General features: G+C 38.8%; 22 protein-coding genes. 3 read left to right on the top strand and 19 right to left on the bottom strand.

Translation table 11 applies throughout. The features are described 5' to 3' along the window. Positions 1–200: 200 nt before the first annotated feature. Positions 201–734: a redoxin domain-containing protein gene (locus tag AAEU30_RS06380; protein WP_421959798.1), complete on the bottom strand. Its 534-nt coding sequence runs from the start codon at positions 732–734 to the stop codon at positions 201–203. 111 nt (positions 735–845) lie between these two features. Here AAEU30_RS06380 and AAEU30_RS06375 point away from each other — a divergent pair, with 111 nt between their 5' ends. After that, a complete protein-coding gene (locus tag AAEU30_RS06375) occupies positions 846–1,340 on the top strand; it encodes a TlpA family protein disulfide reductase (RefSeq protein ID WP_421959797.1) in 495 nt (164 codons plus the stop codon). Between the two features lie 82 nt (positions 1,341–1,422). On the opposite strand, the gene AAEU30_RS06370 is transcribed toward AAEU30_RS06375, so the two are convergent. The 15 genes from AAEU30_RS06370 to AAEU30_RS06300 form a co-directional block, all read right to left on the bottom strand. Continuing rightward, positions 1,423–2,823 carry a sigma-54-dependent transcriptional regulator gene (locus tag AAEU30_RS06370; protein ID WP_421959796.1) on the bottom strand — a complete coding sequence of 467 codons (1,401 nt, stop codon included), beginning with the start codon at positions 2,821–2,823 and terminating at the stop codon, positions 1,423–1,425. A 10-nt stretch (positions 2,824–2,833) separates the two neighbouring features. Beyond that, positions 2,834–3,208 carry an Hpt domain-containing protein gene (locus AAEU30_RS06365; protein WP_421959795.1) on the bottom strand — a complete coding sequence of 125 codons (375 nt, stop codon included), beginning with the start codon at positions 3,206–3,208 and terminating at the stop codon, positions 2,834–2,836. 130 nt (positions 3,209–3,338) lie between these two features. Next, positions 3,339–4,151 (bottom strand): putative bifunctional diguanylate cyclase/phosphodiesterase, encoded by an 813-nt coding sequence (locus AAEU30_RS06360; RefSeq protein ID WP_421959794.1) that lies wholly within the window; start codon positions 4,149–4,151, stop codon positions 3,339–3,341. A gap of 496 nt (positions 4,152–4,647) precedes the next feature. Next, positions 4,648–5,865, bottom strand: coding sequence for a hypothetical protein (locus AAEU30_RS06355; protein ID WP_421959793.1), 1,218 nt, complete (start codon positions 5,863–5,865; stop codon positions 4,648–4,650). Further along, on the bottom strand, positions 5,862–6,695 hold the full coding sequence (locus AAEU30_RS06350; RefSeq protein ID WP_421959792.1) for a type II secretion system F family protein: 834 nt from the start codon (positions 6,693–6,695) through the stop codon (positions 5,862–5,864). The genes AAEU30_RS06355 and AAEU30_RS06350 overlap by 4 nt, the downstream gene beginning before the upstream one ends. Continuing rightward, positions 6,692–7,582: a type II secretion system F family protein gene (locus AAEU30_RS06345; protein WP_421959791.1), complete on the bottom strand. Its 891-nt coding sequence runs from the start codon at positions 7,580–7,582 to the stop codon at positions 6,692–6,694. The genes AAEU30_RS06350 and AAEU30_RS06345 overlap by 4 nt, the downstream gene beginning before the upstream one ends. Before the next feature lie 2 nt (positions 7,583–7,584). Then, positions 7,585–8,910, bottom strand: coding sequence for a TadA family conjugal transfer-associated ATPase (locus AAEU30_RS06340; RefSeq protein WP_421959790.1), 1,326 nt, complete (start codon positions 8,908–8,910; stop codon positions 7,585–7,587). Between the two features lie 10 nt (positions 8,911–8,920). Further along, positions 8,921–9,697, bottom strand: coding sequence for a CpaB family protein (locus AAEU30_RS06335; RefSeq protein ID WP_421959789.1), 777 nt, complete (start codon positions 9,695–9,697; stop codon positions 8,921–8,923). Positions 9,698–9,773: 76 nt separating this feature from the next. Continuing rightward, entirely contained in the window at positions 9,774–10,160 is a 387-nt protein-coding gene (locus AAEU30_RS06330) for a hypothetical protein (protein ID WP_421959788.1), read from the bottom strand. Positions 10,161–10,256: 96 nt separating this feature from the next. Beyond that, positions 10,257–10,643: a hypothetical protein gene (locus tag AAEU30_RS06325; RefSeq protein WP_421959787.1), complete on the bottom strand. Its 387-nt coding sequence runs from the start codon at positions 10,641–10,643 to the stop codon at positions 10,257–10,259. A gap of 503 nt (positions 10,644–11,146) precedes the next feature. Continuing rightward, entirely contained in the window at positions 11,147–11,860 is a 714-nt protein-coding gene (locus tag AAEU30_RS06320; RefSeq protein ID WP_421959786.1) for a hypothetical protein, read from the bottom strand. 10 nt (positions 11,861–11,870) lie between these two features. Next, a complete protein-coding gene (locus tag AAEU30_RS06315; RefSeq protein ID WP_421959785.1) occupies positions 11,871–13,799 on the bottom strand; it encodes a pilus assembly protein N-terminal domain-containing protein in 1,929 nt (642 codons plus the stop codon). 177 nt (positions 13,800–13,976) lie between these two features. Continuing rightward, on the bottom strand, positions 13,977–16,796 hold the full coding sequence (locus AAEU30_RS06310) for a PAS domain S-box protein (RefSeq protein WP_421959784.1): 2,820 nt from the start codon (positions 16,794–16,796) through the stop codon (positions 13,977–13,979). A gap of 7 nt (positions 16,797–16,803) precedes the next feature. Further along, positions 16,804–17,400 carry a cysteine hydrolase family protein gene (locus AAEU30_RS06305; RefSeq protein WP_421959783.1) on the bottom strand — a complete coding sequence of 199 codons (597 nt, stop codon included), beginning with the start codon at positions 17,398–17,400 and terminating at the stop codon, positions 16,804–16,806. A gap of 28 nt (positions 17,401–17,428) precedes the next feature. After that, positions 17,429–18,463: a response regulator gene (locus AAEU30_RS06300; RefSeq protein ID WP_421959782.1), complete on the bottom strand. Its 1,035-nt coding sequence runs from the start codon at positions 18,461–18,463 to the stop codon at positions 17,429–17,431. Between the two features lie 288 nt (positions 18,464–18,751). Here AAEU30_RS06300 and AAEU30_RS06295 point away from each other — a divergent pair, with 288 nt between their 5' ends. After that, on the top strand, positions 18,752–19,015 hold the full coding sequence (locus AAEU30_RS06295) for a GrxA family glutaredoxin (RefSeq protein ID WP_421959781.1): 264 nt from the start codon (positions 18,752–18,754) through the stop codon (positions 19,013–19,015). 161 nt (positions 19,016–19,176) lie between these two features. Then, entirely contained in the window at positions 19,177–20,997 is a 1,821-nt protein-coding gene (locus AAEU30_RS06290; RefSeq protein WP_421959780.1) for a DEAD/DEAH box helicase, read from the top strand. Between the two features lie 262 nt (positions 20,998–21,259). Here AAEU30_RS06290 and AAEU30_RS06285 read toward each other — a convergent pair whose 3' ends face one another. The 3 genes from AAEU30_RS06285 to AAEU30_RS06275 all read right to left on the bottom strand — a co-directional run bounded on the left by AAEU30_RS06285 (position 21,260) and on the right by AAEU30_RS06275 (position 25,891). After that, on the bottom strand, positions 21,260–24,511 hold the full coding sequence (locus AAEU30_RS06285; RefSeq protein WP_421959779.1) for a S41 family peptidase: 3,252 nt from the start codon (positions 24,509–24,511) through the stop codon (positions 21,260–21,262). A 118-nt stretch (positions 24,512–24,629) separates the two neighbouring features. Next, on the bottom strand, positions 24,630–25,142 hold the full coding sequence (locus AAEU30_RS06280; RefSeq protein WP_421959778.1) for a hypothetical protein: 513 nt from the start codon (positions 25,140–25,142) through the stop codon (positions 24,630–24,632). 347 nt (positions 25,143–25,489) lie between these two features. Continuing rightward, positions 25,490–25,891, bottom strand: a complete 402-nt coding sequence (locus AAEU30_RS06275; RefSeq protein WP_421959777.1) for a hypothetical protein — start codon at positions 25,889–25,891, stop codon at positions 25,490–25,492. Positions 25,892–25,920 lie beyond the last annotated feature (29 nt).

Below are 25,920 nucleotides of genomic sequence, written 5' to 3'. Positions count from 1 at the left end.
TTGCAAGTGCTTTTCTGTCGAACAAGCGCAGGCAAAGTTAAATTAATAATATAAATTTCAATTACTTCTGTTTAATTTGGGACCCATCAGGCGTCCTCACTAAACTATATATGGACGGTAAAAATGTTTTCAAGTAAAAAAATAAAAAAAGTTTAAAAATAATGCTGGGGCACACTAAATAGTATGCCCCACAACCCTGTTTATGGCGCGAATGTGCCACGAATAGGATAGTCGTTCTCGCGAATAAACTTAATGCCTGAAAGTAGCGCATTTAAATCAGGGCGTGAGAATGGTGCATTCGACTTGTCTAAAATCTGAATTTGATTTTGCTCATTAAGTACAAATATAGCGGGTTCTGAAAATGGGTGATCGGTCTCATTTTCATTACGCGGCTCACTAATATAAACGCCTAAATTTGTCATTTGCTCAAGTGTTAAGCCAGAATAAAGCGGGAAATTAACCTCTAAGTCCTTCAAATGTCCGCTCAGCTGCTCTTGGCTATCAGCACTGACAGCGGCAATCTCGATACCAGCCTGAGTGTAGTCATCTTTTATCGATGCCAAAGCGTTTAATTGCTTAGTACATAACGGGCAATGCTTACCACGATAAATAACAATCATCTTCCAAGGAAGCTCTGTTTGTCGCTCGGTTAAATCAAAAGCTTTGCCATCAATATCATTTGCCGTCAAAGTAGGCATTATGTTTGCGGGTGCTGTAGTCTTGTTCATAATCATGATCTCCTTTGTAAAGTTTAAATCTAAACATTTTCATGGTTTCCATTAAAATAGCTTAGGGTTAAACTTAATAATTCAACCACTAAAATGTAACTCGATTTGGAGATATGCTTGAAACTCATTCGCAGTACACTGATAAATATAGTTTTAGCAGCAATAATCTTTTTTCTCGTTAGCGCATTTCAAGAGCGTAATTTACTAAAAACAGATAAAAGCCCCGCGCCCTACTTTAGTTTGGCATTGCTTAATAATATCGATAACCGTGTGAGTATCGCTGAACTTAAAGGCAAAACGACTGTTATTTACTTTTTCGCGCCCTGGTGCACGGTTTGTAAATACAGCATGCCAAATTTAGAAGCTGCAATTAAAGGCCGTGACATTAATGCAATTGGAATTGCACTTGATTATAAAAGTACAACGCAAGTAGAGGAGTTTGTCAGTGATTTAGCGCTGACAGTGCCAATATTGCTTGGCAATGATCAGACTCAAGCTAACTATAAAGTATCCGCTTTTCCTACCTATTATATTATCAATGAACAACTGCAGATTAGTGCCCGATCTATGGGTTACTCCAGCCAATTAGGTATAGCTATACGTGCAATGTAATCACGAAGTAGTATTTTATTACATGAGCTGTTCCGTCTGTATTATCTGCACAATACACAACGTAAAATAGCCTGGCCTTACCTTAACTCCACCCTTTTATTTTTCTGTATATTGTTGAAGCACTAACACCTAGATAGGCGGCAGCTAAGGGAATATTATCTTCACAAATGCGAATTGCACTTTCTATCGCACGCTTTTCTACTTGCCATAAAGGTTCAATATCATGTGCGACCATAGGTGAATCCGATACTGAATCAGATGAACGACGCTTTTGAGCAGGTGTATTGCTCTCATTATGATCAAACACGCCAAATGAACTTGGCAGCATATCAAGCTCGATTATAATTCCATCGTTGATCACGACTGTATTCTCAATTACATTTTGTAGTTCTCGGATATTTCCGGGCCAATCATAATTTACAAATAAGCTTTCTACTTGTGAGGAGAATCCCTGAAATTGCTTTGCATTCGCCTCACTCTTTTGCCGTAAAATATACTCAGCTAAAAGCAGAATATCATTCCCTCGGTTTCGCAGGGGCGGTAATTGTACAGGGATCACATTTAAGCGATAATATAAATCTTCTCGAAAACGTCCTTCCGCAACTTCACGTTCTGGGTTTCTATTGGTAGCGCAGACGAGTCTCACGTCGCTATGGAGAACCTCGCTACTACCAACGCGGCTAAACACCCCTGTTTGTAAAAAACGTAGTAATTTCGCCTGTAAGTTGAGCTCCATTTCACAAAGCTCATCTAGAAATAAAGTACCACCACTCGCAACTTCTACGGCTCCTTTACGGTCACTCAATGCGCCGCTAAACGCACCTTTCACATGACCAAAAAATTCAGATTCAAAAAGTTCAGCTGGAATAGCCGCGCAGTTAATAGCAATGAAAGGCCCATTATTGCGAGCACTTGCATCATGCAGGGTTTGTGCGCACACTTCTTTACCTGTACCACTTTCACCAGTAATGAAAACACTAGCTTTACTTTTAGCTGCACTGTTTAATAGCCGAAAGACTGTTTGCATAGCCAAAGACTCACCCACAAACTCATGGGAAGCCTCTGTGTTCTGTGTCTGCACTGATTGAGAAAGCTTATTATGTGGCTGTTTGTTTAAAGCGCTCTGTACTGATGATATTAATCGCTGGCCTGTAAATGGTTTTTCTAAAAAATCGAACCCGCCTAAACGCATTGCTTCTACTGCAACATCAATAGAGCTGTTTGAAGTAATCATTACAACGTTGGCTGGTTTATCTTGCTTATTAACAAATTGCAGTACTTCCAAGCCACTAATATCAGGTAAACAAACATCTTGCACAAGCACATCAGGCATTAACTCTTTAATCCCAATTAATGCAGAGTAACCGTCAGTAAAATGTTTACACTCAAACCCCGCTTGTTCTAATTGGCTTGAATATAGCGCACCACTTGCAATACTATCTTCGACTACATAAACAAGACCATTTGAAGGTAAATTACTCACACCACTCTCCTTAACAGCCTATTCTATTAGCTAGGCCTTGATAACAACCAGTTGTTTTTTTTATACTTGTTTGGATAAGCAATGCCGAGCTTAAATACTGTTGAACTGACAAGCTTTCAGCATCATGTAACTGCTTTGACAATAAAGCCAAAGGAGTTGCACCATACAAGGCTGCAGAATTTTTTAAAATATGAGCCACATCTATAATTTGTGCAACATCAGTGTTAGTGATGGCTTCATCTAAACGAGAGTTTAACGTTATTAATTCAGTAATAAACAATTGAAGTAATTTAGCAAGCGTTTCAATGCCAACGTCCTGCTCTAATTGAGCTAACACACTTTGCTCAATAACAGTCGAATTTGGAAGCAGGATATTTTTCACCATTGTAAGCCCTTAAAGAGGGAAGTAATTAGCATGCAGGTAAACTATTTCTGGTATGTTTATAACTTATACCAATAATAGTTTAGTATTCTCATTTTGCAAATCAAAATAAGAATACTTTAAGTCTTGCTCTCTATTTTACCCACATACTCAATGAGCGGGCCACCCCCTGTGGGCGTCCTAATAAATAACCTTGTGCGACATCACAACCTAATTGCTCCAAGATTTGTAATTGACCATCTTGCTCTATCCCTTCGGCAACAGTTTCTAATCCTAAGCGTTGTGCCATAGCGATAATAGCACTGCATAAAGTAAAGTCTTCATTATTTTGTGTAATTCCGTTGACAAAACTACGATCTATTTTCAATCCATCAATATCAAATTGGCGCAATAGCCCCAAAGATGCGTAGCCTGTGCCAAAGTCATCAATCCATATTTTTATGCCTTTTTGGTGAAATTGTTCTAATACTTTTGCGATTTTAGCGGGGTTATGAATCAATGCGGTTTCTGTAAGTTCAATTTTAATTGCTGAAGGAGGAACATCATACTGCTCCATTAAAGACATTACTTGTTGGAATACATTACCTTGTAAGATTTGCACTGGAGAAATATTCAATGAGATTCTTATATTTCCTAAGCCTGCATCTAGCATATGCCTTAAGTCACTAAACACCTGTTCAAAGATCCACCCCCCCAGTTCGATAATCATTCCTGTCTGCTCTACATGAGGAATAAATTCATCTGGACCTATCACCCCGAAGCGCGGAGACTCGCACCTGATCAAAGATTCAAAACCTATCAAACGTCCTGTATTTAGAGAAACCAGCGGTTGATAAACCATAGTAAAGTAATTATTTTTTAGTGAATCTGACATAATCGATTCAATTTCATGCCAGCGAGCTAGACTAAGTGTATCTTCGGTCTCGATTTCTTTTAACGCAATCATAATAATCTCCAAGGTTATGACCCGTAAGCAGGTCTACACTGGATATTGCAAGAGGTGAACCAACTAAGAAAACATAATGAAAAAATATAAATGATTGTATATTAATACAAAAAAAACGTTTTTTTTTATTTCAAAGCAAACTCAACGTATTTTCGTTTTGCAAATCAAACTGCATTGCAATTCTTAGTCTTAGATGAGTTAATCAAACTACCTTAATAAAACCAACGTAGTTGCGTTAACCTGGCTAACATAAGCTCATATTTAAATACATTTTAGAAATTGTATTTAGTCACGAACTTTGGCTGATAATATATAGCCTAGTACTAAATGAACGCTGCTAAAAGCTCTCTTTGGCTGGTGGTGTAAATACGTACTAGCTAAATTGTCATAGGTGAGGGAATGATGTGAACTTAAGGCAACTTAACCCTGTGGTGATGGCTCATAATGCCACCAAAAAGTAAAACGCTCAGCTTCTTCCCTGAGCGTGTTTATAACTTTAAAGCCCTGTGTTGACACCTTCTCCATCTGGTGGGATGTAATACCATTGATCATTTTGATTTACAGGAGAGGAATTAAGTTTCACTTTAAAGGGCGAGATAAAACTCTCAAGTGCATTTAGTGTTGGGTCGTTGTTATCTGGAACTGATTGAGCTTGTTGTAATTGTATATCAGAGACACAACTGAGCACACCTTCCTCAATTCCTAACAAACTTAGAGTATCAACAACCAGACTGTTGGCTGATAGATCTATACCTAAAATATTTAATACGTTTTTAAGAACAATAAATACAATGGAATTCACTATATTGTCCCCATCTTCCAACCTTGTACCTTGAGGGCAACATATTTCGCCTAAAGTCACATCTACACTAGGTACCACACCTAAAAAACCTAAAGTTGACAGAGTTGAGTCAAGTAGGGGCTCGACCAAAGGAAGATAATTATCTAAGATATCTTGCTGTGATTCCATACCTGAAGGGCATTGTTGGCATGGCACTACATCCGGAATTGCATTTCCTAATATACCACCTTGCACTTGCACACCAACTAGGCAGCTTGTATCGGCCTCAGAGCTCTCTGCATTAAAATCTTCACAAGGCGAGCCTGCAACTACTTTTTGCGATACGTATCGAGATTTAATATCATCTATTGCCGCAGGGCACTGCTCAGCAGTAGAACGAAAAAGATCTCCCTTAATCCCATCAAATGACCTACCAATGGCATAATTTGGCCCACCTTGTAATGCATTAAAATAACTTACAACCCCAGTAGCCCTAATACCTGATAGTCCAGTACTATCACTGCTTTCATCACTTGTTGATTTAATACAAGGATTACCAGTACAATTTGGTGCATCATAATAAATAGGCTCGCGCGTAGTAAACCTATCGTCCCGAATTCCTATTAAAACTCGGTAATTTTGATTTCTTTCTCCTAGTTGAGTCGGTGGTGCTGTTCTATCAATATAGGCCACAATCGGTGCTTCGTGTTCATCAAAAGAGACCATTTTACCGAGTAAACGGTTGTTACTATCAGCAATAATCACCTCTTGCTCTTGTTGTGAAAAATGATGTTTTACTAACGCATTTCTAAGCGCGACGACCCCCCCAATAGAGCCTATGATTAAAATTGTTGTAATTAATATAAGCTCAATTGTTAATACAAAACCTTGCTGCTTACTTTTTAGGTCCGAATTATTTTTAAATCTCTTCATAAAACCCCCACAAGCAAGCGAAGTACATCCATTATTTGCATCCCTGCAGGAAAAAACACAAGCACTAAAAACATTGGAAAACATACCATCATCATAGGGATCATAGTTTCCAATGATTTTTTACTAATTTGATCATCCATTTTCTTGCGTTGTTGCATACTAACCACGCTAAGCTGAGCTTTTAGGCTATCTATAATCGGTGATCCTACAGAGTTACCAATATTTATGATTGTAGATAATTTTTTAAGACTACTTATTCCTGTACGAGTGTATAAATCATTGAATGCAACATGGCGCTCTCGTCCTGAAATTAACTCTTTTGAAATAATACTAAGTTCAATACTCAAAGGATCTTTTGTTTTCAAACCATGTTCAGATGCATTTGCAAAAGCTTGGCTTAAGCTGAATCCTGATTGTAAGTATACAATCATCAAACTAATAAAGAATTCCATCGAGTTATCAATCTGTTGTTGACGCTTCCTACGCTTTATAAAAAGCCAAATATCACAACTAAAAAAGCCAATTACAATAAATAAAAGCTGCATAAGAAGTGATTTCCACTCCTGCAAAAACTCTAAGGAAAGCGTAAAAGCACACATGCTAAGTGATAACTTTAGCGCCCAGTAAAATAAAGGACTTCTTTTTGTTGTAATACCCGATTGACGAATTAGTTTTGCAGGATAAAAAAATGTATTTTTTAGTTTGATTTTATCATTGGCGCTACTAGGCTTTATATTATCCAAACTGCCTGACTGAAATACAAAAAATAAACTAACCGATGTAACGAATAAAACTAACAAACCAAAGTCTATCCAGGTAAATATAATCATGATCCACTCCTCAATGAGCGTCTTAACCATAAAAAGCCAACAAGTTGAGCAACTAATGCACTGCTTAAATAAGTACCACCTTGCGGATGGTTTAATAGTGCATCAAACCAATTAGGCTCTTGCCATAAGAAGACAGGCACCAGAAGATAAGGTAGAAGGCCACTAAATAGTGCTGCATAGCGTGTACCAGATAACTTGTTCAATACTTTTTGACGCTGTCTCAGCCGTTGTTGCATTAAAATACTGACAGACTTTAATAATAAATTTAAATCGCATCCTGTTCGACTATGAGTTATTAATGTTTGGGCAAACAACTTACTTGCGTCACAGCGATATTTGTTTGTTAACCTTTCTAAAGATTGCTCTGCACTGTATCCCATATTCATGCGTGTTATTATTTCTGTAAGTTCATCCTGAACACGCCCCTTTGATGTACGCTTTGCAACCTCTATTGCTTGTTGTCCACTTAATCCTGCAACTAATGTTGCATTCATTGTTTCAATAGCATCTACCAAGCCGGCTTCAAAACGTCGCGTCTGCCATTGCGCTAAATCTGTTAGTGCAAAAAAACAGCCAATAAATACACTACATGCAGCAATTAGTGCAATATTAACTTGGTTGCTAAACAGACTATAAACAATCATAAAGGCCAGAATACTCAACGAAACCACAACAAAGAAGAACAACAAAGGGGCTATTTTTAACCCTGTGACATGTAAACTTTTTGCGATTAATAAAACTCTTTTTTCAGGTTTTTCCTTTGTGTATACTGGGACTTCTTTTGGTTCGCCCGCCGAACTAAAAATTCCATTGCGGTACCAATAAATAGCTATATATATCATCACTAGGCAGCAAAGGAGTAATAATACAGAATCAAGATTTATCATATCTACTCCCCCGATACTAAGGCCTCATAACGCACTGCATCATAACCTCTTTGAGCTATCTGCTTTGATAAACAGGTGCTCGATTTTGTAGCATAATGCAGGCCATGTTCCCCATCTTTTTGGGCTCGTTTGTATGCAAATAACTCAGTGACTTTGTGTTTGCCATCATGTACCTGTAGTTCGCTAATACTAACCACGGCCCTACGTCCATCTTTCAAGCGAGCAACTTGAACAATGAGCTGTACAGATGCAAATATCATATGTTGAACTGTTTCTCGACACAGTTTGTCATCTGCCATTTGTGCTAACGTCTCTAACCTATTTATAACATCTTCCGGACTATTAGCATGTAAAGTAGTTAAACTACCATCATGTCCGCAATTCATAGCCTGCAGCATATCCAACACTTCCCCCCCCCTTACCTCACCTACCACAATTCGATCAGCACGCATTCGCAACGCAGTTCTAACTAGCTCTCTTAAAGTAATAGCCCCTTGCCCTTCACTATTTGTCCCTCTTGTTTCTAAAGGAACGACATGTGGGTGGTTTAGTTTTAGTTCAGCTGTTTCCTCGACTGTTATAACTCGTTCGTGTTCGCTAATTGCACCTGATATAACGTTTAGTAATGTTGTTTTACCTGCACCTGCGCTGCCAGAAATCATTACATTCACCCCAGCAGATACAGCTATACTCAGCATTTCAAGCATCTGTCGACTAATAAAGCCGCTATTTATAAGCGACTTAGCACTTAACTGTTCATTATAAAATCGACGAATAGATACTACAGCTCCTAACGCGCACAGTGGTGATATAAGTGCGTGTAAACGGCTACCATCATGAAGCCGAGCATCAACCATTGGGTGGCGAGCATCTAATTGACGGCCTTGAGCGCCGATTATACGATCAAGGAAACGACGAAGATGGGCTTGATCATCAAATTGCTTTGCCGTTCTTTGTAGTCGGCCATGCTGTTCAACCCATATGTCAAACGGACCATTAATTAAAATATCAGTGATTCCTGGCTCAACCATTAAGGGGGCTATAGGGCCATACCCCGCAAGTTCATCAATAACCTCTAATACTAGTTGCTGCTGTTGCTCGGGGGTTATAATTACATTGCCATTAACGATAATCTGATTGAGCAATTTATCTAAGTGCGAAGATAACCAGTTTGTATCTTCAAGAGTGAATTCTTCCACTTCTTGCATGCTATCAATTAGAGTGTCATGTAACCTTTGACGAAGCTCTCTTAGAATGCCTAGCTGCTCATTTTCAAACTCATTTTGCACTGAACTTGTAATAAACCTTGCTTGCTCTTGCATAAACATAAACCTCTCCCTAATCAATCATTGCACGTTTAACTTTTACTGTATTACGAGCTAGGCCTGATATGACTTCTACGTTACGATGTGTTGAAACATGTCCTAAATAGTGTTGTTTACCATTAGCTATGTCTAAAGCACTATGAAGTACCAGTGAAACAGCGTCGCTTGAGCTGATACTCGCTAGTGGGTACACATCATTAGGCTTAACAGCCATAACTAGTGACATTTTATTACTCGTTGGGCCCTGTCCTGCTTTTAACAGACTCATTACGCCGTCATCGTTCTTGCTTGTATTTTGTACTGGCTTATCTTTTAGAATACCAATCAGCTGAACATCTGTGGCAACAGTTCTTACACCACTGCGAGAACGGACAATAATATCCAGTCGGTCACCTTTATGAAGCTGTGATACAGGAATTCCCGATTGGGGTTGGTTAAGGGAAAATAACACTCGACCTTGTGGGATAGCATGAGATAGAGGTACTTTTTTTACTTTCGCTAAATCTTCAGGGTAAATAGCTTCGCCAGCGCTTTTCTTAACCGCTAAAGTTTTACCAATTAAAACACGTGGGTTTTGTACACTTTGCAATGCTTTATCATCTCTTATCTGGCCTTTTTGTATTAATTTAGATGTGATCACTTGGCCTGGTAAAATATCACTACTTACGACCAACGAAGGTACCGTATTAGCTTTATCTAGCTGACGAACTCCTAGCAGTGATGCCAACATACCTGAGGTAACAAATAAGGCTATAGCAACTGTTGTGCTACCAGTTAATTTGCGTTTCATGATACACCTCCAAATTTTTACTTTAAAAACGACTGCCGGTTATTTATATACGCTTATAACCGGCCTTGTCTGGCCATTAGTTTAATGAACCATCTGCATTTGCTGATGCAGCACCACTGCTTGCGTTGTTACTAATTGATACTGATGTTTCCGCAAAGTCGGAAGCTACAAACTCAAATGTAGAGCCATCCCCAGCATTAGTATCAACTGCATCAATGAATCCTGAACCACTGATTTCTGCTGTGCCTTCGGCATTAACCATGCCATCAAAAGCATAGCTTTGGTCAAGTGAGCCTATTGCTTCGGCAACATCTTCAAGCTCTGATGTAACTGAGTCTCGCAATGTTGATAAACCAATAACTAAGGCCGCTACCATCGTTGTTGAAAGCACGATTAACTCAGACGTTAATACAAAACCTGCTTGCTTATTCTTACCGATTGTTACTTGATTACGTGTTTTCATGAGAATCACCTATATGAACAAATTAGAAATTAATATAAATCGACTCGCCGGCTATACAACTCTCACACTAGCCGGCCATGTGAGCCATCTTCATTCTTAATTCAATGAACCATTAGCATTAGCTGATGCAGCTCCAGCACTTGGTGTGCCATTGATAGCCGTTGCTGCCTCGGTAAAGTCAGATGCTACAAATTCAAATGTAGAACCATCACCAGCATTAACATCTACTGCATCTATAAAGCCTGAGCCACTTATCTCCGCAGTTCCTTCGGCGTTAATCATGCCATCGAAAGCGTAACTTTGATCAAGAGAACCTATTGCCTCAGCGACATCTTCAAGTTCAGCTGTTACTGAGTCACGAAGAGTTGATAAGCCTATTACTAACGCTGCAACCATAGTTGTAGAGAGAACAATCAGCTCTGACGTTAAGACAAAACCAGCTTGCTTTTTATTTGTTAGCTTTGTAGAAGTATTTGTTTTCATAACATTCACCTTTAAGTTACTAAAATTTTTAAGTGTTTAATAAGTATCAGAACTAACTGATTAAAATTAAGATGAATCCTTTTATCTTGTTAGTAATATTGCGAACAATATGCCAACCTCAAAACAAAAGGGAAAGAAAAACAATAAGGTTTAAAATCAAAAACTTAAAACAAGTAATATATTAAAAGTAGAGTTGTTGAATTTTTTATTTCACATGAATTTCACTTTGATTCGCATAATGCAAAACAATCTGCACTTAACTTTTAAACACCCTAGAATTAAATCGTACAATTTAAATTTCAGATCGGCAGGTATGTGAACCCATAAACCAGGTATTAAGCTTTGATTTGTATATGGCTGAATAAAAATCAGTCGTTCTCGAAAATTTCAGGCTAGGAACTTATTAAAATAACGATTAGTGAGCGCTAATGAACTCTCATAAGCGGCATATATCCAACCGACATAAAAAAACCCAGCAAGCTGGGTTTAGAGTAAATTGCAGCCTAAAGGCTTGCGGAGAGTGGTTCACAACTTGGTCGTAATGATAAGCTTAATAATCGACTAGTCGCTACAGTAAGATCAGGTTTAATCTGTAATGCTTGACGATAAAAATGGCATGCTTGGCTATATTGTTTTTGCCCTTCGTTTATTAAGCCTAAGTGATACTGAGTACGCCAACTCGGCCCCCCTAACTTATCGGCAGTATAAAGCACACTTTGTGCTTTTTTATATCGTCCTTCTAAATAATAAGTAGCGCTTAAGGCCTCATACAAATTTGCATGATCGGGAATCATATCTAGTTGCTTTGTAAGCACTTTACGTGCTGTTTTAACACTCCCTTGACTCATTGCTATTTGTGCTCGCAATATGGCCGCCTCTGGAGCTGGACGATTTTGTTCTAATAGTTTATCTAGTAAAATCTGGCTACTCTGAATATTCGATACATCAAAATAAATAATAGCTGCTGCTAGCATAATTCGCCTATGATTAGGGTAACGTAAATGTAAATTAGCCAATTCAGCAGATAACGTATCGCAATCGGTAACCTTTTTTCTATAATCGTCACAATTTATAACGCCATTATCCACCTTGTATCTTAGTAATAATGCATCTAAATCAACATTAGGTTGGTATACTTGTTCAATATTAGATTGGCTGCTACATCCAGCTAAAGCAAAAACTAATAGAGGTAGTGAAAGAGTTTTAAAAGTTTTCATATTATTATCCTTAGCTTTGCGTGTTTGATGGGCTTATACGTTGCAGTAATTCACCTGATTGTGGGAATTGCCATAACCGAACCTCATGGCGCGGCTCTCTCACAATGGTAGGTGTAACAATAATAATTAATTCTTTTTGTGTTTCACCTTCACTGGTTGCTTTTGCTAACTGACCGAAAACAGGTATATCACTAACACCTGGTACTGCATCCATGTTGTTAGTACTATCTTGGCTAACTAAGCCGCCAATCACCAGAGGCTGACCATCTTGTAATCGCGTGGATGTTGTTAAACTTCTAACGTTAAAAGCTGATGTAGTTAAACTACTGCCAGTACTGCCTGCAATCTCTTGAGTTAATAATGTATCCGGCATTGAAATAGTTGGGTTCAAATCCAAAGTGATGCGATCTTTTTCATCCACCATAGCTCTAACCTGTAATTCAACGCCAAACGACTTAAATTCAGTACCGCTAAACACACCTGATGCTTGTCCGTTATCATCACTACTATAACCACTTGGTGAGAATGCTGTAGGAACAGGCACTTCACCACCGGCTTTGAAAACCGCTGATTCACCAGCTAAAACAGTCAATGTTGGACGTGATAATGTGCGTGATATTCCCTGCTCTTCCATCATTGAAAATAGAAGATCAAATGCCATCTCACTGCCCCCAAGCTGTAAGTTATTGACAAAGCTACCACCCACAATTTGCAATGCATTTTCTACAAGTCCCGCGCCTTGAGCCCTTGACTGAGATCCATCTAAACCAAATAGCCCGCTATCTTTATCATAACCATTTGTAATTAATGACAACTCTGGACGCCATTGCTTAAGCTTACGACGATTCACTTCGTACATTTGAATTGCAACTCGGATTTGAGGTAAATCACGCACTTCAATAGTGGACAGCAAACGACCACCAGCAAGCGAAAGCATCTTAGCCCTCGCTATGTTTGAACTTACATTACTTACACTCGTATTTGTAGTACCATTAATAACACCGCCAGACTCATTCGCTAAGACAGTAATTCCGTCATCAGAAGCTGAAGCAGCTGTATTCAATGCTGCACCATTTAATTGTTGAGCAACTTGAGGTTGATTATTACTTAATAACTTAGCAGCCACATTTAGCACTCTTACCAGTTCCACTTGCGTTTCAACTTGGCCTGTTAATAAAATAGTATCTTCATTGTCACTTGGCAGCTCACCTTGCTGTATACGCTCAACCTTTACTGAGTGGCCGCCCATTGTCGCAATTGCATTTGTAATTTTTTCATCAATAGATAGGGGCAAATTTTCAACTTTTATAAGGTTTATAATCGCTGCATTTTTACGTAGGTTAGCGTTTGTTATGTTATCCGTTTTTTTCATATTAAATCGGTTAGTCAATGTCGATAATATATTGGCTCCAGCGGACTGCATGACTAAATTATTATCTTGAATAGATTGCCCTGCTTCTAAATAATGTCGTGCAGCACGCTCAGCTGCAATTCGATATTTGATAGTAGGTACATTGCCCCGTAGCACTAACGCAGCTCGATCGGGTGCCAACGTTAACTTTATTTCAGGGTGGATATCGTGCAACGCTTGATTTAAGACGCTTAAATCTTCTGTAACACTGACTAGAAATGTTTCTGATGTTTTGTCTGTATACCAGACGATAATACTTGTACGCCCTACTTTTTTAGCAAGAGCGAGTACTTCATTGTTATCTAAAACTTCTAATTGCAAAATACTATCTTCGCCGACCGCCACACGTTCAATAAGCTTATTGAAAACCAATCGAGAATGGGTCCACTGAACCATTTCCCTAATTTCTGTAGATTGCTCTCCATTGGCAGTCTCAATGAACGCTAACCCTTGGCTTTTAGCATCCAAATTAGGCACATTGCTAGCTAGTAACAAACACGCTAAGGATATAAATTGATGTGCTTTCATATTTCTCTCCTACCATACTTTTATTTCTAATAAGATGGTTGCAGGAAATTGTCCAAGTGGGGAAGATAAAAAAAGACATAAAAAACAGTGTTGTATGATTTTTACAGAGATGTATTATGAAAAAAAATAGTTTTATCTTTTATTGCTTTGCATTTTGCAACGCAATAAAAACATAATTTATTTAAACCGCTGCCAAACAGCTAACAGTCTAGTTAACTTTGTAGAAGCCTCAATATTATGATTCTTTAAATACTTAGCAAGTAATGCATGTAAGCGCTTAGGGGCTATTGGCTTGGCTAAATAATCATTCATACCTGCTTGTAAAAAACGCTCTTTATCACCATGAATTGCGTTTGCTGTTAAAGCCACAATTGGCACATATTGCTCCGCACTGTCACTGCGAATCAATTTCGTTGCAGAAATACCATCAAGTATTGGCATTTCTATATCCATAAAAACTAAATCAAAGCTATTATTCTTTATTTGCTCAAAGGCTTGCTGCCCATTACTAACAATCTTTACCTGGCAGCCTTGCTGTTCTAGGTAAGCTCTAATCACAAATTGATTGTTTCTATTGTCTTCTGCTACCAAAACCTTAATATTTTTGTACAACTCTTGTTGAGGTAGGTACCTCTCAGGCTCTATTTCAGACGATGACTTTCCCTTAGGCAAAGTCAAGCCAAGCTGAAATACATGCTCTTCTAAAGTTTCGACTGCACGACGAAAATGCGATAACTTAAATGGTCCATTAAACATAACCTCATTGTCTGAAACTTTATAATGCTGTGCATTATTAGCAGATAAATCAATTACTATAATGCAAGGCTTACAGCTAACATAATGTTCATTTGTATAGCGCCTAATTTGTTCAAGCAGGTGAGGGTCTGTAATTATAATTCCGGCTAAACGCCCGTGATTGGATGGCGGAATAAACTCTAACATTTGTTTGAATTCAATTTTATAGCGTTTCAACATATTGCCTACAGCTTTGTTTAAAGCTGTCTTATCTCCAGCGATCCATATAACAACCGAGGTCGCCTGCTCCTCACTAAACTGATGCTCAGTCACCTCAATATGGCCAACCTCTAAAGGATACTCTACAGTAAATACACTGCCTTTTTGTAATTCAGAGCATACCGAAATTTTACCACCGACTGCATCTATAATTTGTTTACAAATAGCCAACCCCAAACCACTTCCTCCATACTGACGAGTAATTGAGGAGTCCGACTGGATAAATGGTTCAAACATTGTCTGTAGTTTACCTTCAGCAATACCTATACCAGTGTCAGTAACTGAAATATTTAAAACAATAGAATTTGCGCTTAATTTGATGCATCTAGTTTCGACTATTATTGAGCCTTCATGAGTAAACTTAATAGCATTAGCCAGTAAGTTTATTATAAGCTGGCGGATTCTAGCGTGATCGCCCACAACAAGAACAGGCACATCTGGATGGATATCTAATACAAGTTCTAATCCCTTCTTAATTGCACCATCAGAAACAATATCAATCCCTTCTTCAAGGCATGTGTCTAGTCTAAACTGTTGATTATTCAATGTTAAACTTTGTGATTCAAAACGAGAGTATGTTAGTACATCGTCAAGAATGCTTAATAGTGCGTCGCCGCTTGTTTTTATCATTTGTGTAAAACGCATTTGCTCCTGCGTTAAACCGCTGTCGTGTAGTATGTCTGCAGAACCAATCACAGCATTTAATGGGGTACGGATTTCATGGCTAATGTTAGCCATAAACCTGCTTTTAGATTCTGCAAGCATTTCAGCATGATTTTTTGCTTCAAGCAGAGTGTTAGAAGCTTCTACACGCTCTTGGATATCAATAAGCATTGCAGCTATAGAAGTTAAACTATTATCGTATCCCCCTTGAATCGGTGTTAATGTTATTTCAACCCAATGATCTTCTTGATTTGAGCTATTTAAACGAATATCAAACCTTCTAATATCACGCTTACCTTGACGGTAATCATATAAAGCTATTTTTATTTTATTGATATCTTCATCGGCAATATATTCTATAATTGAAGATCCAATAGCCTCATCTTGATTACAATGTAGTAGGTTGAGCCCAGCTTGATTAACAAAAAGTAACCGCCCATGTATATCCATTCTTAATACAATATCTGGGATACCATCTACAACACAGTGGTAGTTATACTCAATTTCAGCCATTGCGGCTTCAGCTTTTACACGCTGTGTAATATCTGTCTCAATTGCGATGAAGTTTTTTACAACCCCAAACTCATCACTCACAGGAGTTGCATCGATTGCGACCCAGTAAACAGTTCCGTCTTTGGTATAATTTACAGTTTCAACTTGAAAGGGCTTACCCTGTTTAACGGCGATTGACATGACCTTTGTTGCTTTTTCATCGCTCTGAGGTCCTTGTAATAATGAACCAGGGTTTTGACCTACCACTTCTTCGCACAAGTAGCCCGTTAACTTTTCAAAACTTCGATTTACCCATTCGATAAGACCATGGCGGTCAGTAATAATTACTAAATTACTTGTGTGGCTTGCCACTAATGAGAGGCGTTTGGCGTACTCTTGCTGTTGCGTTAACAAAGTGCGGTAATCTTTATGTCGCTGAATATCATATAAAGAGCCAATTAAGCCAAACTTACCATCATGAGCTAAACGCACCTCAAACCAATGATGTAGACCTTTATTATCTAACAACTGAACTTCAATACTGCGTGATGCTTCATCATGCAAAACTGCACAACTATAGGTGGTAAAAGTTAGAATATCGCGGCTATTCATTATAGCTGTCAACTTTTTACCAATAAGTTGCTCAATAGAATAGCCCAGCTTATGGGTCCATGAATCATTGGCGTAGCTAATAAGAAAGTTTTTGTCACATTCAAATATACACTCATCTAATAATGAGAGTATTTTTGCTTGTCTTTTATTAGCAGCTGATAATTTTTCTACTAAGGCATATTGGATCTGAACATGTAACTCATCATTTTTATCCATATTACCTCTATTGTCTTAATAGTATTTGCGATGAGCACACTGTTGCGTATAAAGGAAAAACTTCATTACAATAAAAATCCTGTTCAAAAGGAGTCCGACTAGATGTACAGTCACTTAATACTGTTACATTGAAACCCGCCTCAACACCAGAGCGGCCCGTCGAATCGATACATATAGAGGTAACAGTACCCGCTAATACAATATCAGTAATGCCATTATCACAAAGCAATTGGTATAAATTTGTATGAGTAAAAGCGTTTAGACCCCTTTTACCTGGCACTTCTTGAATTACATTTAAATATGGCTTTAATTCTTCAATCACTTGTGCACCAAATGAGCCCACTTTAAATGCTCCAACGTCAGCTATTACTTTAAGTATTCCTATGGGATTATTTAACTCACTATAATCTTCTGTAAAATGTATTGGGGTGTTAACTACCAGTCCAAAGTCATTAGCACGTTTATCTAAAAGATTTAGTGTGTTATTTACAACGCCCGTTACCCGAGACGACTCTTCAACAACGGTATGTAAAATACCTTTTGGTGAAAAGTAATCATTTTGAAAACCTATTAAGATCAATGCTGATTTTGCTAAATCTGGCATAATTCCTACCTTATAAAGTCTAGTCTTATTACGTTAACTGCCAAGGATTAATAAACTTTTCTAATACAGCTTTGGTAACTGGTTTTTGCAGGTAATGTGTTGCCCCCTTATCAAAAAGTGCATTAATTTGCTCATTATCAGTGATACCTGTTAAAACAACTTTTGGTGTATTATTGTTCGGTGTGTTCTGTTTAGATAAACACTCAATGACTTCACTACCGAACATACCAGGCATTTTTTCATCAAGTAAAAGTACATCAAAATGATTTACTGAAGCTAACTCAAGGGCTTGATTACCATTTTCAGCACAGGTGACGACACAACCCAACATTTCTAACATTACTTTTGTTGCAATTTGACTTGGTAGGCTATCATCAGCAACTAAAATTGATAATCTCGAAATTGTAGGTATATTTAACAACAGATCAATCAAGTCTGTATCAAAAAATGGCCACACCAAAAGTCTATTAGAGTATTTCTGTTGCATATCTAAATTAGCAAGTGCATCAAAAGAGCATAATTTCAAATGAGTCGTATGATTATCTTCACTCAACTTAAGTAACAATGCCCTTGGCTCTAAATGACGAGCATCTTCTAATTGCACACAGCCTTTTGCTATATTATTAAAAAGCATAAATTTTAATTCATGCTTTTTAATTGGATTACTTGCAAGTGTAATACATCCTTTAAATAATGCTTCATCATCTGTTAATAAATCAACAATGTGTAATTTTTTAAGCTGAAGGTGAGCCCCACTGTGAGAATTTGCTAAAGTAAAACTTAATACTTCAGACATAGTTTCGTCATCAATGCCTATTGATAATTCAACTTCGTTAGCTTTACCATTAAGCTCCAAATAAAAGCGATATTTTGTTCTATTGAGTGCGTCAACTAAAAATGGTCTACAACTTGAGAGCAGAGCTTTTTCAGATTGTAAACATGTAATTAGTGCACAATTAAGATTATTCACTAAGCATATTTCTATTGACTCTTTTTTACCGTAAAAGTGGTCAGCTATTATTGCTTGAATAACTTCGAGTAATTGACCATTTGAATCCATCATGTTGTCCAATATAACAATCAAAAGAACTTACAAACAAGAAGCATGCCACTTCAAAAATAGATTTTATACATTATTAATCAACAGGTTAAATATTATTGCTGCTATACTTTTCAGTTTTTTGCATTTTGCTAATTAAAATGCAAAGCAAAATAAAATTAGATGTGTACTTATCAAGCATTTATATTTTTAAAGAACAAACTAATTTGTCGATTTAACTAATCGTTTTTTTACACTGTTTATTTTGCTCTAGTTAGATAAGATAGACGAAACCAAATCGAGGAGAGCGATATGTTAACTGTAATTTTTGGCCGTGAAGGCTGCCCATTTTGTGTTCGTGCAAAAGACGTTGCACAAAAACTAGCTGATAAACGTGATGACTTTAAATTCCGTTATATTGATATTATCAAAGAAGGCATTAGCAAAGCGGATCTAGAACAGTCAGCTGGTAAACCGTGCCCGACAGTTCCACAAATATTTGTTGATCAAGAACACATCGGCGGATTCACTGAATTTGAAGCTTACGCAAAAGAAAATCTTGGCTTATACAAATAAGTATTGCGCTATCATTATTAACCAGCTTAATTTGAACAAACATTAAACTGGTTAAATTTCAACCAACATCAAGCACATACAAATTAGTTGTAATTTATACAAGCAATTGCCTCGTATTTCCTATACAATGCGCGCCTCTTTAAATTCGTTGAGGCGTATTAATGTCAGAACCAGTCACGTTTGAATCTCTAAATCTTTCTCCTGCAATTTTAAAAGCAGTTGAAGAGTTGGGTTACAAGACACCATCTGAAATCCAAGCTCAATGTATACCGTTATTGCTAGAAAGAAAGGACGTACTGGGACTAGCACAAACGGGTACAGGTAAAACAGCAGCATTTGCACTGCCATTACTAAACAATATTGACCCGTCTGTGAAACAGCCACAGATCCTTGTACTCACACCAACACGTGAGCTTGCGATCCAAGTTGCTGAGGCATTTGAACAATATGCAAAACACACTCGTGGTGTAGAAGTATTGGCACTTTATGGTGGCCAGAGCTACAGCATCCAATTAAGTGCACTTCGTCGTGGCGCGCAAATCATTGTCGCTACACCGGGTCGCTTAATCGATCACATTAACCGCGGTACAATCAAGTTTGATGCTTTACAAGCACTTGTACTTGATGAAGCCGATGAAATGTTACGTATGGGCTTTATCGATGATGTTGAAAACATCATGGAAAAAACGCCGCGTGAAAAGCAAACATGTCTTTTCTCTGCGACTATGCCTAAGCAAATTCAAAACATCAGTAGCAAATATATGAATAACCCTGAACAGGTTCATATTTCTGCACGTAACTCGACTGTATCTTCAGTTGAGCAAGTATTTTGGAATGCTCACGTACATAAGAACAAAGCTATCGTTCGCTTCTTAGAAGCTGAACAATACGAAGGTGCTATCGTTTTCGTACGTACACGTAACGACACAGTTCAACTTGCTGAATTATTAGAGCGCGAAGGTTTCTCTGCCGCTCCTCTTAATGGTGATATGAACCAGCAAGCGCGTGAACGTACTGTTGATCGCTTAAAAAGCGGCATGCTAAACGTTGTTATTGCAACAGACGTAGCAGCCCGTGGTCTAGATGTTGACCGCTTAAGCTTAGTTATCAACTACGATATTCCACAAGACTCTGAAGCCTACGTTCACCGTATCGGCCGTACAGGTCGTGCTGGTCGTACTGGTAAAGCAATTTTATTCGTTAAGCATAACGAGCGTTATTTACTTAAAAATATCATTCGTCATACTAAATCTGAAATTGCCCAAGTTGAACTACCAACAGCTAAAGTTGTTGAAGAAAAACGTATTAATGCATTACAAGAGAAGCTTACCCTTGCTCTTGAAAATAAAGATATCACTTTTTTCAATGAAGTTGCTGCTAACATGGCACAAAAACTTGACCTTGCTCCTGAAGACTTAGCCGGCGCATTACTGTGTTTAGCACAGCAACAATCGCCAATCAAAGTTGAAGAAGTTAAGATTCAACCACGTGAGCGCAATGAGCGTAATCCACGTAATGAACGTGGTGACCGTGGTCGTCGTAACGAACGTGGCGGTGAGCGCGCTGAGCGTAAACCTCGCGAGCGTAATAGCCGTGATGCAGGTCCTATGGATACTTACCGTATCGAAGTAGGTCGTGAACATGGTGTTCAAGTTAAGAACATTGTGGGTGCAATCGCTAACGAAGCTGATATCTCAAGCAAGTTTATTGGTGACATTCGTCTTCACGACAGTCACAGTACGGTACAATTACCGCAAAACATGCCTAAAGATGTACTTGATCACTTCCAAAAGGTGTTTATTTGTAAACGCCCAATGGGTATGACATTGACTCAAGATCAAGGTCCAGCTGAGCCACGTGGCGAACGTGCTGAACGCCCTAGTGGTGACAGAAAGCGTAACTTTAATAAAGACAACCAACGCGGTGATAAGCGTGGCGGTCCTCGTAAAGAACGTCGTCCAGTGAGCTTTACTTCTAACTAAACACTGCGTTTAGATAGAAAGTTAAAAACCTCGTCATGTAAATGCCGAGGTTTTTTTGTGTTTGGAGTAAAGAGCGAGTTGGCGAGTTGGCGAGTTGGCGAGTTGGCGAGTTGGCGAGTTGGCGAGTTGGCGAGAGTAAAGCCACTAGAGGTCAAGTTTGCAAGTATTACTTCGAGTCTAAGGGTTATAAATATAAAAAAGCCCGCAATTGCGGGCTCAGTTGTAACAACTTACGATTATAACTATTTAACCTGAGTTCAGGTTATTTACCAAACTCTGAAGGTGCAGCAGGCACTGTTAACGGCTTTTTCGGATTCGCTTTAAGCTCTTTTAGCAGCTCTTGCACGGCACGCTCTATCGATGGGTCTTGCCCTGCTTGAATAAGCTCAGGGCGGTCAATCACTTCGATATCAGGGCTTACGCCTTCATCTTCAATTATCCAGTTACCATCGTTATCAAGTATTCTGAAGGTCGCTGCAATCACAGAGCCACCATCAACAAGACCTGGGTTACCTGAAATACCGATTAACCCACCCCATGTACGAGTACCAATTAACTTACCTAAACCCGCTTGGCGAAAGTAATACGGTAGCGCATCGCCACCAGAGCTTGAATAGCCATTAATTAACATGGCTTTAGGTCCATCATGGGCAAACTGAGGTGTTTTGGTAGGTTCAACACCGCGACGTTTCCAATAATTAAGTGGCTTACGCGCCAGCCAAGTGATCATATGCTCAGGAATAAAGCCACCGCCGTTATAACGGTCATCGATTATCATGGCTTCTTTAGTCGTCTGTGGTAAAAAGTTTTTGAATAACGAACGATTTCCCTCGTAATGAGTATTAGGTAAGTGTACGTAACCAATACGACCATTTGAGAGTTTATCTACGTAATCAGCACGCGATTGCGCCCATTGTAAGTAACGTAAACCGGTTTCACTGGCGGTTGGTTTAACGGTTACTTTCCAGCTTTTTTTCAAGCTAGGTGATTTACTCAGTAATAGTTCTACAGGCTTTCCTTGGGTGTTCTCAAGTAGCTCATAAAAGTTAATCACGTCTTTTACCGAGCGGCCATTTACTGCAATAATATAATCACCCACACTTGCATTAATACCGGTTTCGTTAAGTGGAGAGCGGAAGTTCTCATGCCAGTTCTCGCCTTTAAAGATGTTCTCAATTTTCACAAAACCTGATTTATGAGCGCTAATTTCTGCACCGAGTAAGCCATGCTGTAAGCGTTCAGAGCGTGGCATATCACCTGAATTTACATAAATGTGGCCGGAGTTTATCTCCCCTGCTATTTCACTTAGTACATAATCAAGATCTGCTCGGTGTGCGACTGCATCAGCCATAGGTTGGTAGCGTTTTAAAATAGCGTCCCAATCTTGTCCATGGTGGTTTTCATCATAAAACCAATCACGCAAAGTACGCCAGCCTTCGCGGTACATTTGTGCCCACTCAGTTTGTGGATCAATTTTTAACACCATATCTTCAAGATCTAGCTCTGAAGCTTTTAAATCTTGTTTAGCTGCGGGCTTAATAACACTAAACTTATCCCCTGCGCGGGCAATAATATGCTCACCATTTGCTGACACTTTATAACTATTAACGCCAGCGGCAACAGTTGCAACCTCGCCATCAACTGCCTGTGGAATTAATTTAAGTTCACCACCAGAGAGTGTTAGCACGCCGTCTTTTACGCCTACTAAAGCTTTATAGTTTCCTGCTGGCGCATTAAGAGCAACAACACGTTCCATAAAGCCCTCACTTTCAAACTCTGTATTGGCTTTTTTGGCTGACTTTTTGTCGTCTTTTTTCGCTTTAGCATCAACAATACTGGTTTCATCAGTCTGTGGTGCATTTAGCGGTTTAATTTTATTATTTACTGCAACCGAATATAAACGGGTTGCATTATTAAACATGTAATCAAACTCATAGCTGCTAAAGGTTAAATTAAAGTCACGCTCTGAGGTAAAATACAGGTGCTGACCATCCGGCGAAAACGTTGGATTTCTTTCGCTGCTCATGTCATCGGTTAAACGTGTCACGTCTTTGTCGTTAATATTGTAATGCCACAGTGATGCATAACGGTTTTCATTATTCTTAACAAATACGATGTCTTCACTATTTGGTGACCAAATATACGAGGTCAAACTGTCTTCATTAAATTTTGCAGTATCAATTTTACGCTGCTTGCCGGTTTTTATATCAAGCCACCAAAGTGTGTGATTTTGATCAGCAAACAATAGCTTCTTACTGTCTGGCGACCAGAGGGGATCAAAGCGCCAAATACTGCCATTACTGGTCAACTGTTTTACTTTATTATTGTTTGCTCTATCTTGCAGGTAAATCTCATATTCGCCACTTTTATCACTCATATAGGCAATATAACGGCCATTAGGAGACCACGATGCTGCAATTTCTCGTCCTTTTGGTGTGTGCGTTAAGTTGCGGGTTGGTCCATGTTTAACGGGCACTGAAAAAACTTCACCTCGGGCGCTAAATACCACGCGTTTGCCGTCGTGTGATACGTCCATTGAATCAATAAAGTTACTCACGTTTTTAGTGTAAGGCATGGTGTATTCTCGGTTGCCTTGCACATTGATTGTCAGCTTTTCATTGCGTCCTGTTGTATCATCAAAACGATACAAATAGCCACCATTTTCATACACGATAGCTTGTGGCCCTGCTGATGGCCAAAGTACGTCAAAGTCTTTATGGTTGGTGACTTTTTGTGGCGCTTTGCCTTCTTGATGCTTATAAAGGTTTAAGGTGTAATCTCTATCTGAGACATAATAAATATTATTATTCACCCAGGTTGGTTGCTGATCAGTCGCTCTATTGGTGGTTAGGCGCTGAGATTTATTGTTTTCTAAATCATACACCCAAACATCTTGAGCACGACCACCACGGGTGCGCTTCCAAGTACGAAACTCACGGTCTATTGGTGTATAAACGTATTTTTTTCCATCTGGCGATAACATACCGCCGCCCGTTTCTGGAATTGCTAACGGTTGCTCTAGCCCGCCATCAGCAGGCACCATATAAGGCCTACCGACACGCTTACCAAAAGGTGTGCGGTTAGCTCTGAACACGATATGCTTACCGTCTGGCGTCCAATCAAGCACTCTGTAGTCAAACCCGCCACGCGGTGGCATAACGCCTACATCATTATAATAAGTTAATTGTTTTAGCTGTGAGCCGTCACGGTTCATCACATACACTTGGCGACTGCCATTGTATTGTGCTGAAAACGCGATGCGCTTGCCGTCAGGTGAAAACTTCGGAAATGTTTCAAAGCCAATATGATCAGTTAAGCGTGTGCTTTTGCCCGTTTTTGTATTCGCGATGTAGATATCGCCCGCATAGACAAAAGTGACCGATTCTTTATGAATGTCGGGAAAGCGTAATAAACGCGTATCTTGCGTTTCATAAGCTAGCGCGACAGATGAGATTGTAGGCGTGACTGCAACAGCGATTGCCGTTAATAAAGTACGTAGTTTCAACGTGACCATCCTTCTATGCTCAACTAATGAGCTGTTGTTATTTTATATCATAATAACAACTTAAAGATGGATTGCAGCTTTGTTCGACGAAATACTGTAACAGAGTGTAAATATTCTAATGCACACTTTAAAGTTTATATTCTTCGTTATCTCGCTGTTTGAGCTCAGTGATTACCATATCGATCATCTGTTGCTTAACTTGCGCTTGTTTAGATTGCAGTTCATTGAGCTGCTTGAGCAAAATATCAATGTGATCTTGTTGTTGAGAGTCACGATACCGTTTAACGCCAGCGTGCTCAGGCAGCATTGTTAAGCTTTGGTTTTTATTACTGTTTTGCGTAACTGGGTTGTGACTATTAAGCTGTAAATGGCGTTGGATAGGATCTTGATTGAGTTTACTAATTTGCTCTTGCAGCACATTAATTTTGCGCTCTAAATCATCGTAGACTTTTTCTAAGTTCTCATAATGACCTGCAAAATTGGCATCTTCGTCGCTAAATTGTTGCGCCTTGGCATCTAAAAACTCAGATAAAACATATTCAGGCTCATCATCCTTGGATTGCTTTTGATCCAACCGTTTATCGCTATTAGTTTGAAAGCCCTCAGCTTTAGGTAAATTTATTACGGGTGATATCTTCATTATTTCATCCTGAAATGGTCCTAATATACCCAAGCCACCTCAAGATGCAGAATTCAGCGTTTCACAGGGGCTTAATATCAAGGCGTTACTTTGCAAGAATGGCAGTCCCTTTTAAGAAGTAACAACGATGAGAGTGAGCGCCTGTGAAACGCCCAAAGGGTTGGTTTAAAAGCGATTTATACTGCGTTATTGATTTTAACAATAGAACCACTATTATTTGCAATCAATGCCTTGCCTAAATCGCTTTTAATTCCAACTGAAACTCGCACCTTGAGGTGGCTTGGGTATAAAGGTATCGACTGCAAGATAAATAACTAAAGTTATAAAAGTAAAAAACTAATAAGTGATTAACTTTGCATTTCGGCTTGTTTAACCCAACTATTTCTAATCAGCATGATCAAAAAAACAAATAATAAAATAGAGTGGGTGAATATGATGAAATAAAACATCTGCGGGTTATCAGCTAAGCTGTATTCACTTTTTCTGAATGAAGCAACGCCAAACTGCCAAGATGAATAAAGCTCGAATGCAAAAAAACAGCTAAGTAGCGCCAAGATCACTTTGGCGAAAATAAGGTTATTAAGGTACTTTTTCTGCTCCACCAAAGCGACTTGTTGTGGGTCGTTCTGCTTTAAATTAATTTGGGCACAGAGCTGCTGATAGCGCAGTGGAAACTGTTCTTTATCGATTGTTTCTTGCGCTTCAAGTAGCTCTTGCAGAGTGTAATTTTGATAGTTAGGTTCAATCATTACTGACTACGGCTAAAGTATAAGCAACA

Origin of the sequence: Pseudoalteromonas mucoides (genome assembly GCF_049257175.1) — a bacterium.
Lineage (GTDB): Bacteria > Pseudomonadota > Gammaproteobacteria > Enterobacterales > Alteromonadaceae > Pseudoalteromonas.
The sequence above is the reverse complement of the archived record's forward strand: the minus strand, read 5'-3'. Positions and strand labels throughout refer to the sequence as shown.

Excerpts from the sequence above, each read along its gene's own strand:
- AAEU30_RS06345 (WP_421959791.1), bottom strand. The coding sequence starts at position 7,582 with ATGATAAATCTTGATTCTGTATTATTACTCCTTTGCTGCCTAGTGATG.
- AAEU30_RS06360 (WP_421959794.1), bottom strand. The coding sequence starts at position 4,151 with ATGATTGCGTTAAAAGAAATCGAGACCGAAGATACACTTAGTCTAGCT.
- AAEU30_RS06295 (WP_421959781.1), top strand. The coding sequence starts at position 18,752 with ATGTTAACTGTAATTTTTGGCCGTGAAGGCTGCCCATTTTGTGTTCGT.
- AAEU30_RS06325 (WP_421959787.1), bottom strand. The coding sequence starts at position 10,643 with ATGAAAACAAATACTTCTACAAAGCTAACAAATAAAAAGCAAGCTGGT.
- AAEU30_RS06275 (WP_421959777.1), bottom strand. The coding sequence starts at position 25,891 with ATGATTGAACCTAACTATCAAAATTACACTCTGCAAGAGCTACTTGAA.
- AAEU30_RS06340 (WP_421959790.1), bottom strand. The coding sequence starts at position 8,910 with ATGTTTATGCAAGAGCAAGCAAGGTTTATTACAAGTTCAGTGCAAAAT.
- AAEU30_RS06315 (WP_421959785.1), bottom strand. The coding sequence starts at position 13,799 with ATGAAAGCACATCAATTTATATCCTTAGCGTGTTTGTTACTAGCTAGC.
- AAEU30_RS06310 (WP_421959784.1), bottom strand. The coding sequence starts at position 16,796 with ATGGATAAAAATGATGAGTTACATGTTCAGATCCAATATGCCTTAGTA.
- AAEU30_RS06280 (WP_421959778.1), bottom strand. The coding sequence starts at position 25,142 with ATGAAGATATCACCCGTAATAAATTTACCTAAAGCTGAGGGCTTTCAA.
- AAEU30_RS06305 (WP_421959783.1), bottom strand. The coding sequence starts at position 17,400 with ATGCCAGATTTAGCAAAATCAGCATTGATCTTAATAGGTTTTCAAAAT.
- AAEU30_RS06320 (WP_421959786.1), bottom strand. The coding sequence starts at position 11,860 with ATGAAAACTTTTAAAACTCTTTCACTACCTCTATTAGTTTTTGCTTTA.
- AAEU30_RS06330 (WP_421959788.1), bottom strand. The coding sequence starts at position 10,160 with ATGAAAACACGTAATCAAGTAACAATCGGTAAGAATAAGCAAGCAGGT.
- AAEU30_RS06300 (WP_421959782.1), bottom strand. The coding sequence starts at position 18,463 with ATGATGGATTCAAATGGTCAATTACTCGAAGTTATTCAAGCAATAATA.
- AAEU30_RS06285 (WP_421959779.1), bottom strand. The coding sequence starts at position 24,511 with ATGGTCACGTTGAAACTACGTACTTTATTAACGGCAATCGCTGTTGCA.
- AAEU30_RS06355 (WP_421959793.1), bottom strand. The coding sequence starts at position 5,865 with ATGAAGAGATTTAAAAATAATTCGGACCTAAAAAGTAAGCAGCAAGGT.
- AAEU30_RS06365 (WP_421959795.1), bottom strand. The coding sequence starts at position 3,208 with ATGGTGAAAAATATCCTGCTTCCAAATTCGACTGTTATTGAGCAAAGT.
- AAEU30_RS06380 (WP_421959798.1), bottom strand. The coding sequence starts at position 734 with ATGATTATGAACAAGACTACAGCACCCGCAAACATAATGCCTACTTTG.
- AAEU30_RS06290 (WP_421959780.1), top strand. The coding sequence starts at position 19,177 with ATGTCAGAACCAGTCACGTTTGAATCTCTAAATCTTTCTCCTGCAATT.
- AAEU30_RS06335 (WP_421959789.1), bottom strand. The coding sequence starts at position 9,697 with ATGAAACGCAAATTAACTGGTAGCACAACAGTTGCTATAGCCTTATTT.
- AAEU30_RS06350 (WP_421959792.1), bottom strand. The coding sequence starts at position 6,695 with ATGATTATATTTACCTGGATAGACTTTGGTTTGTTAGTTTTATTCGTT.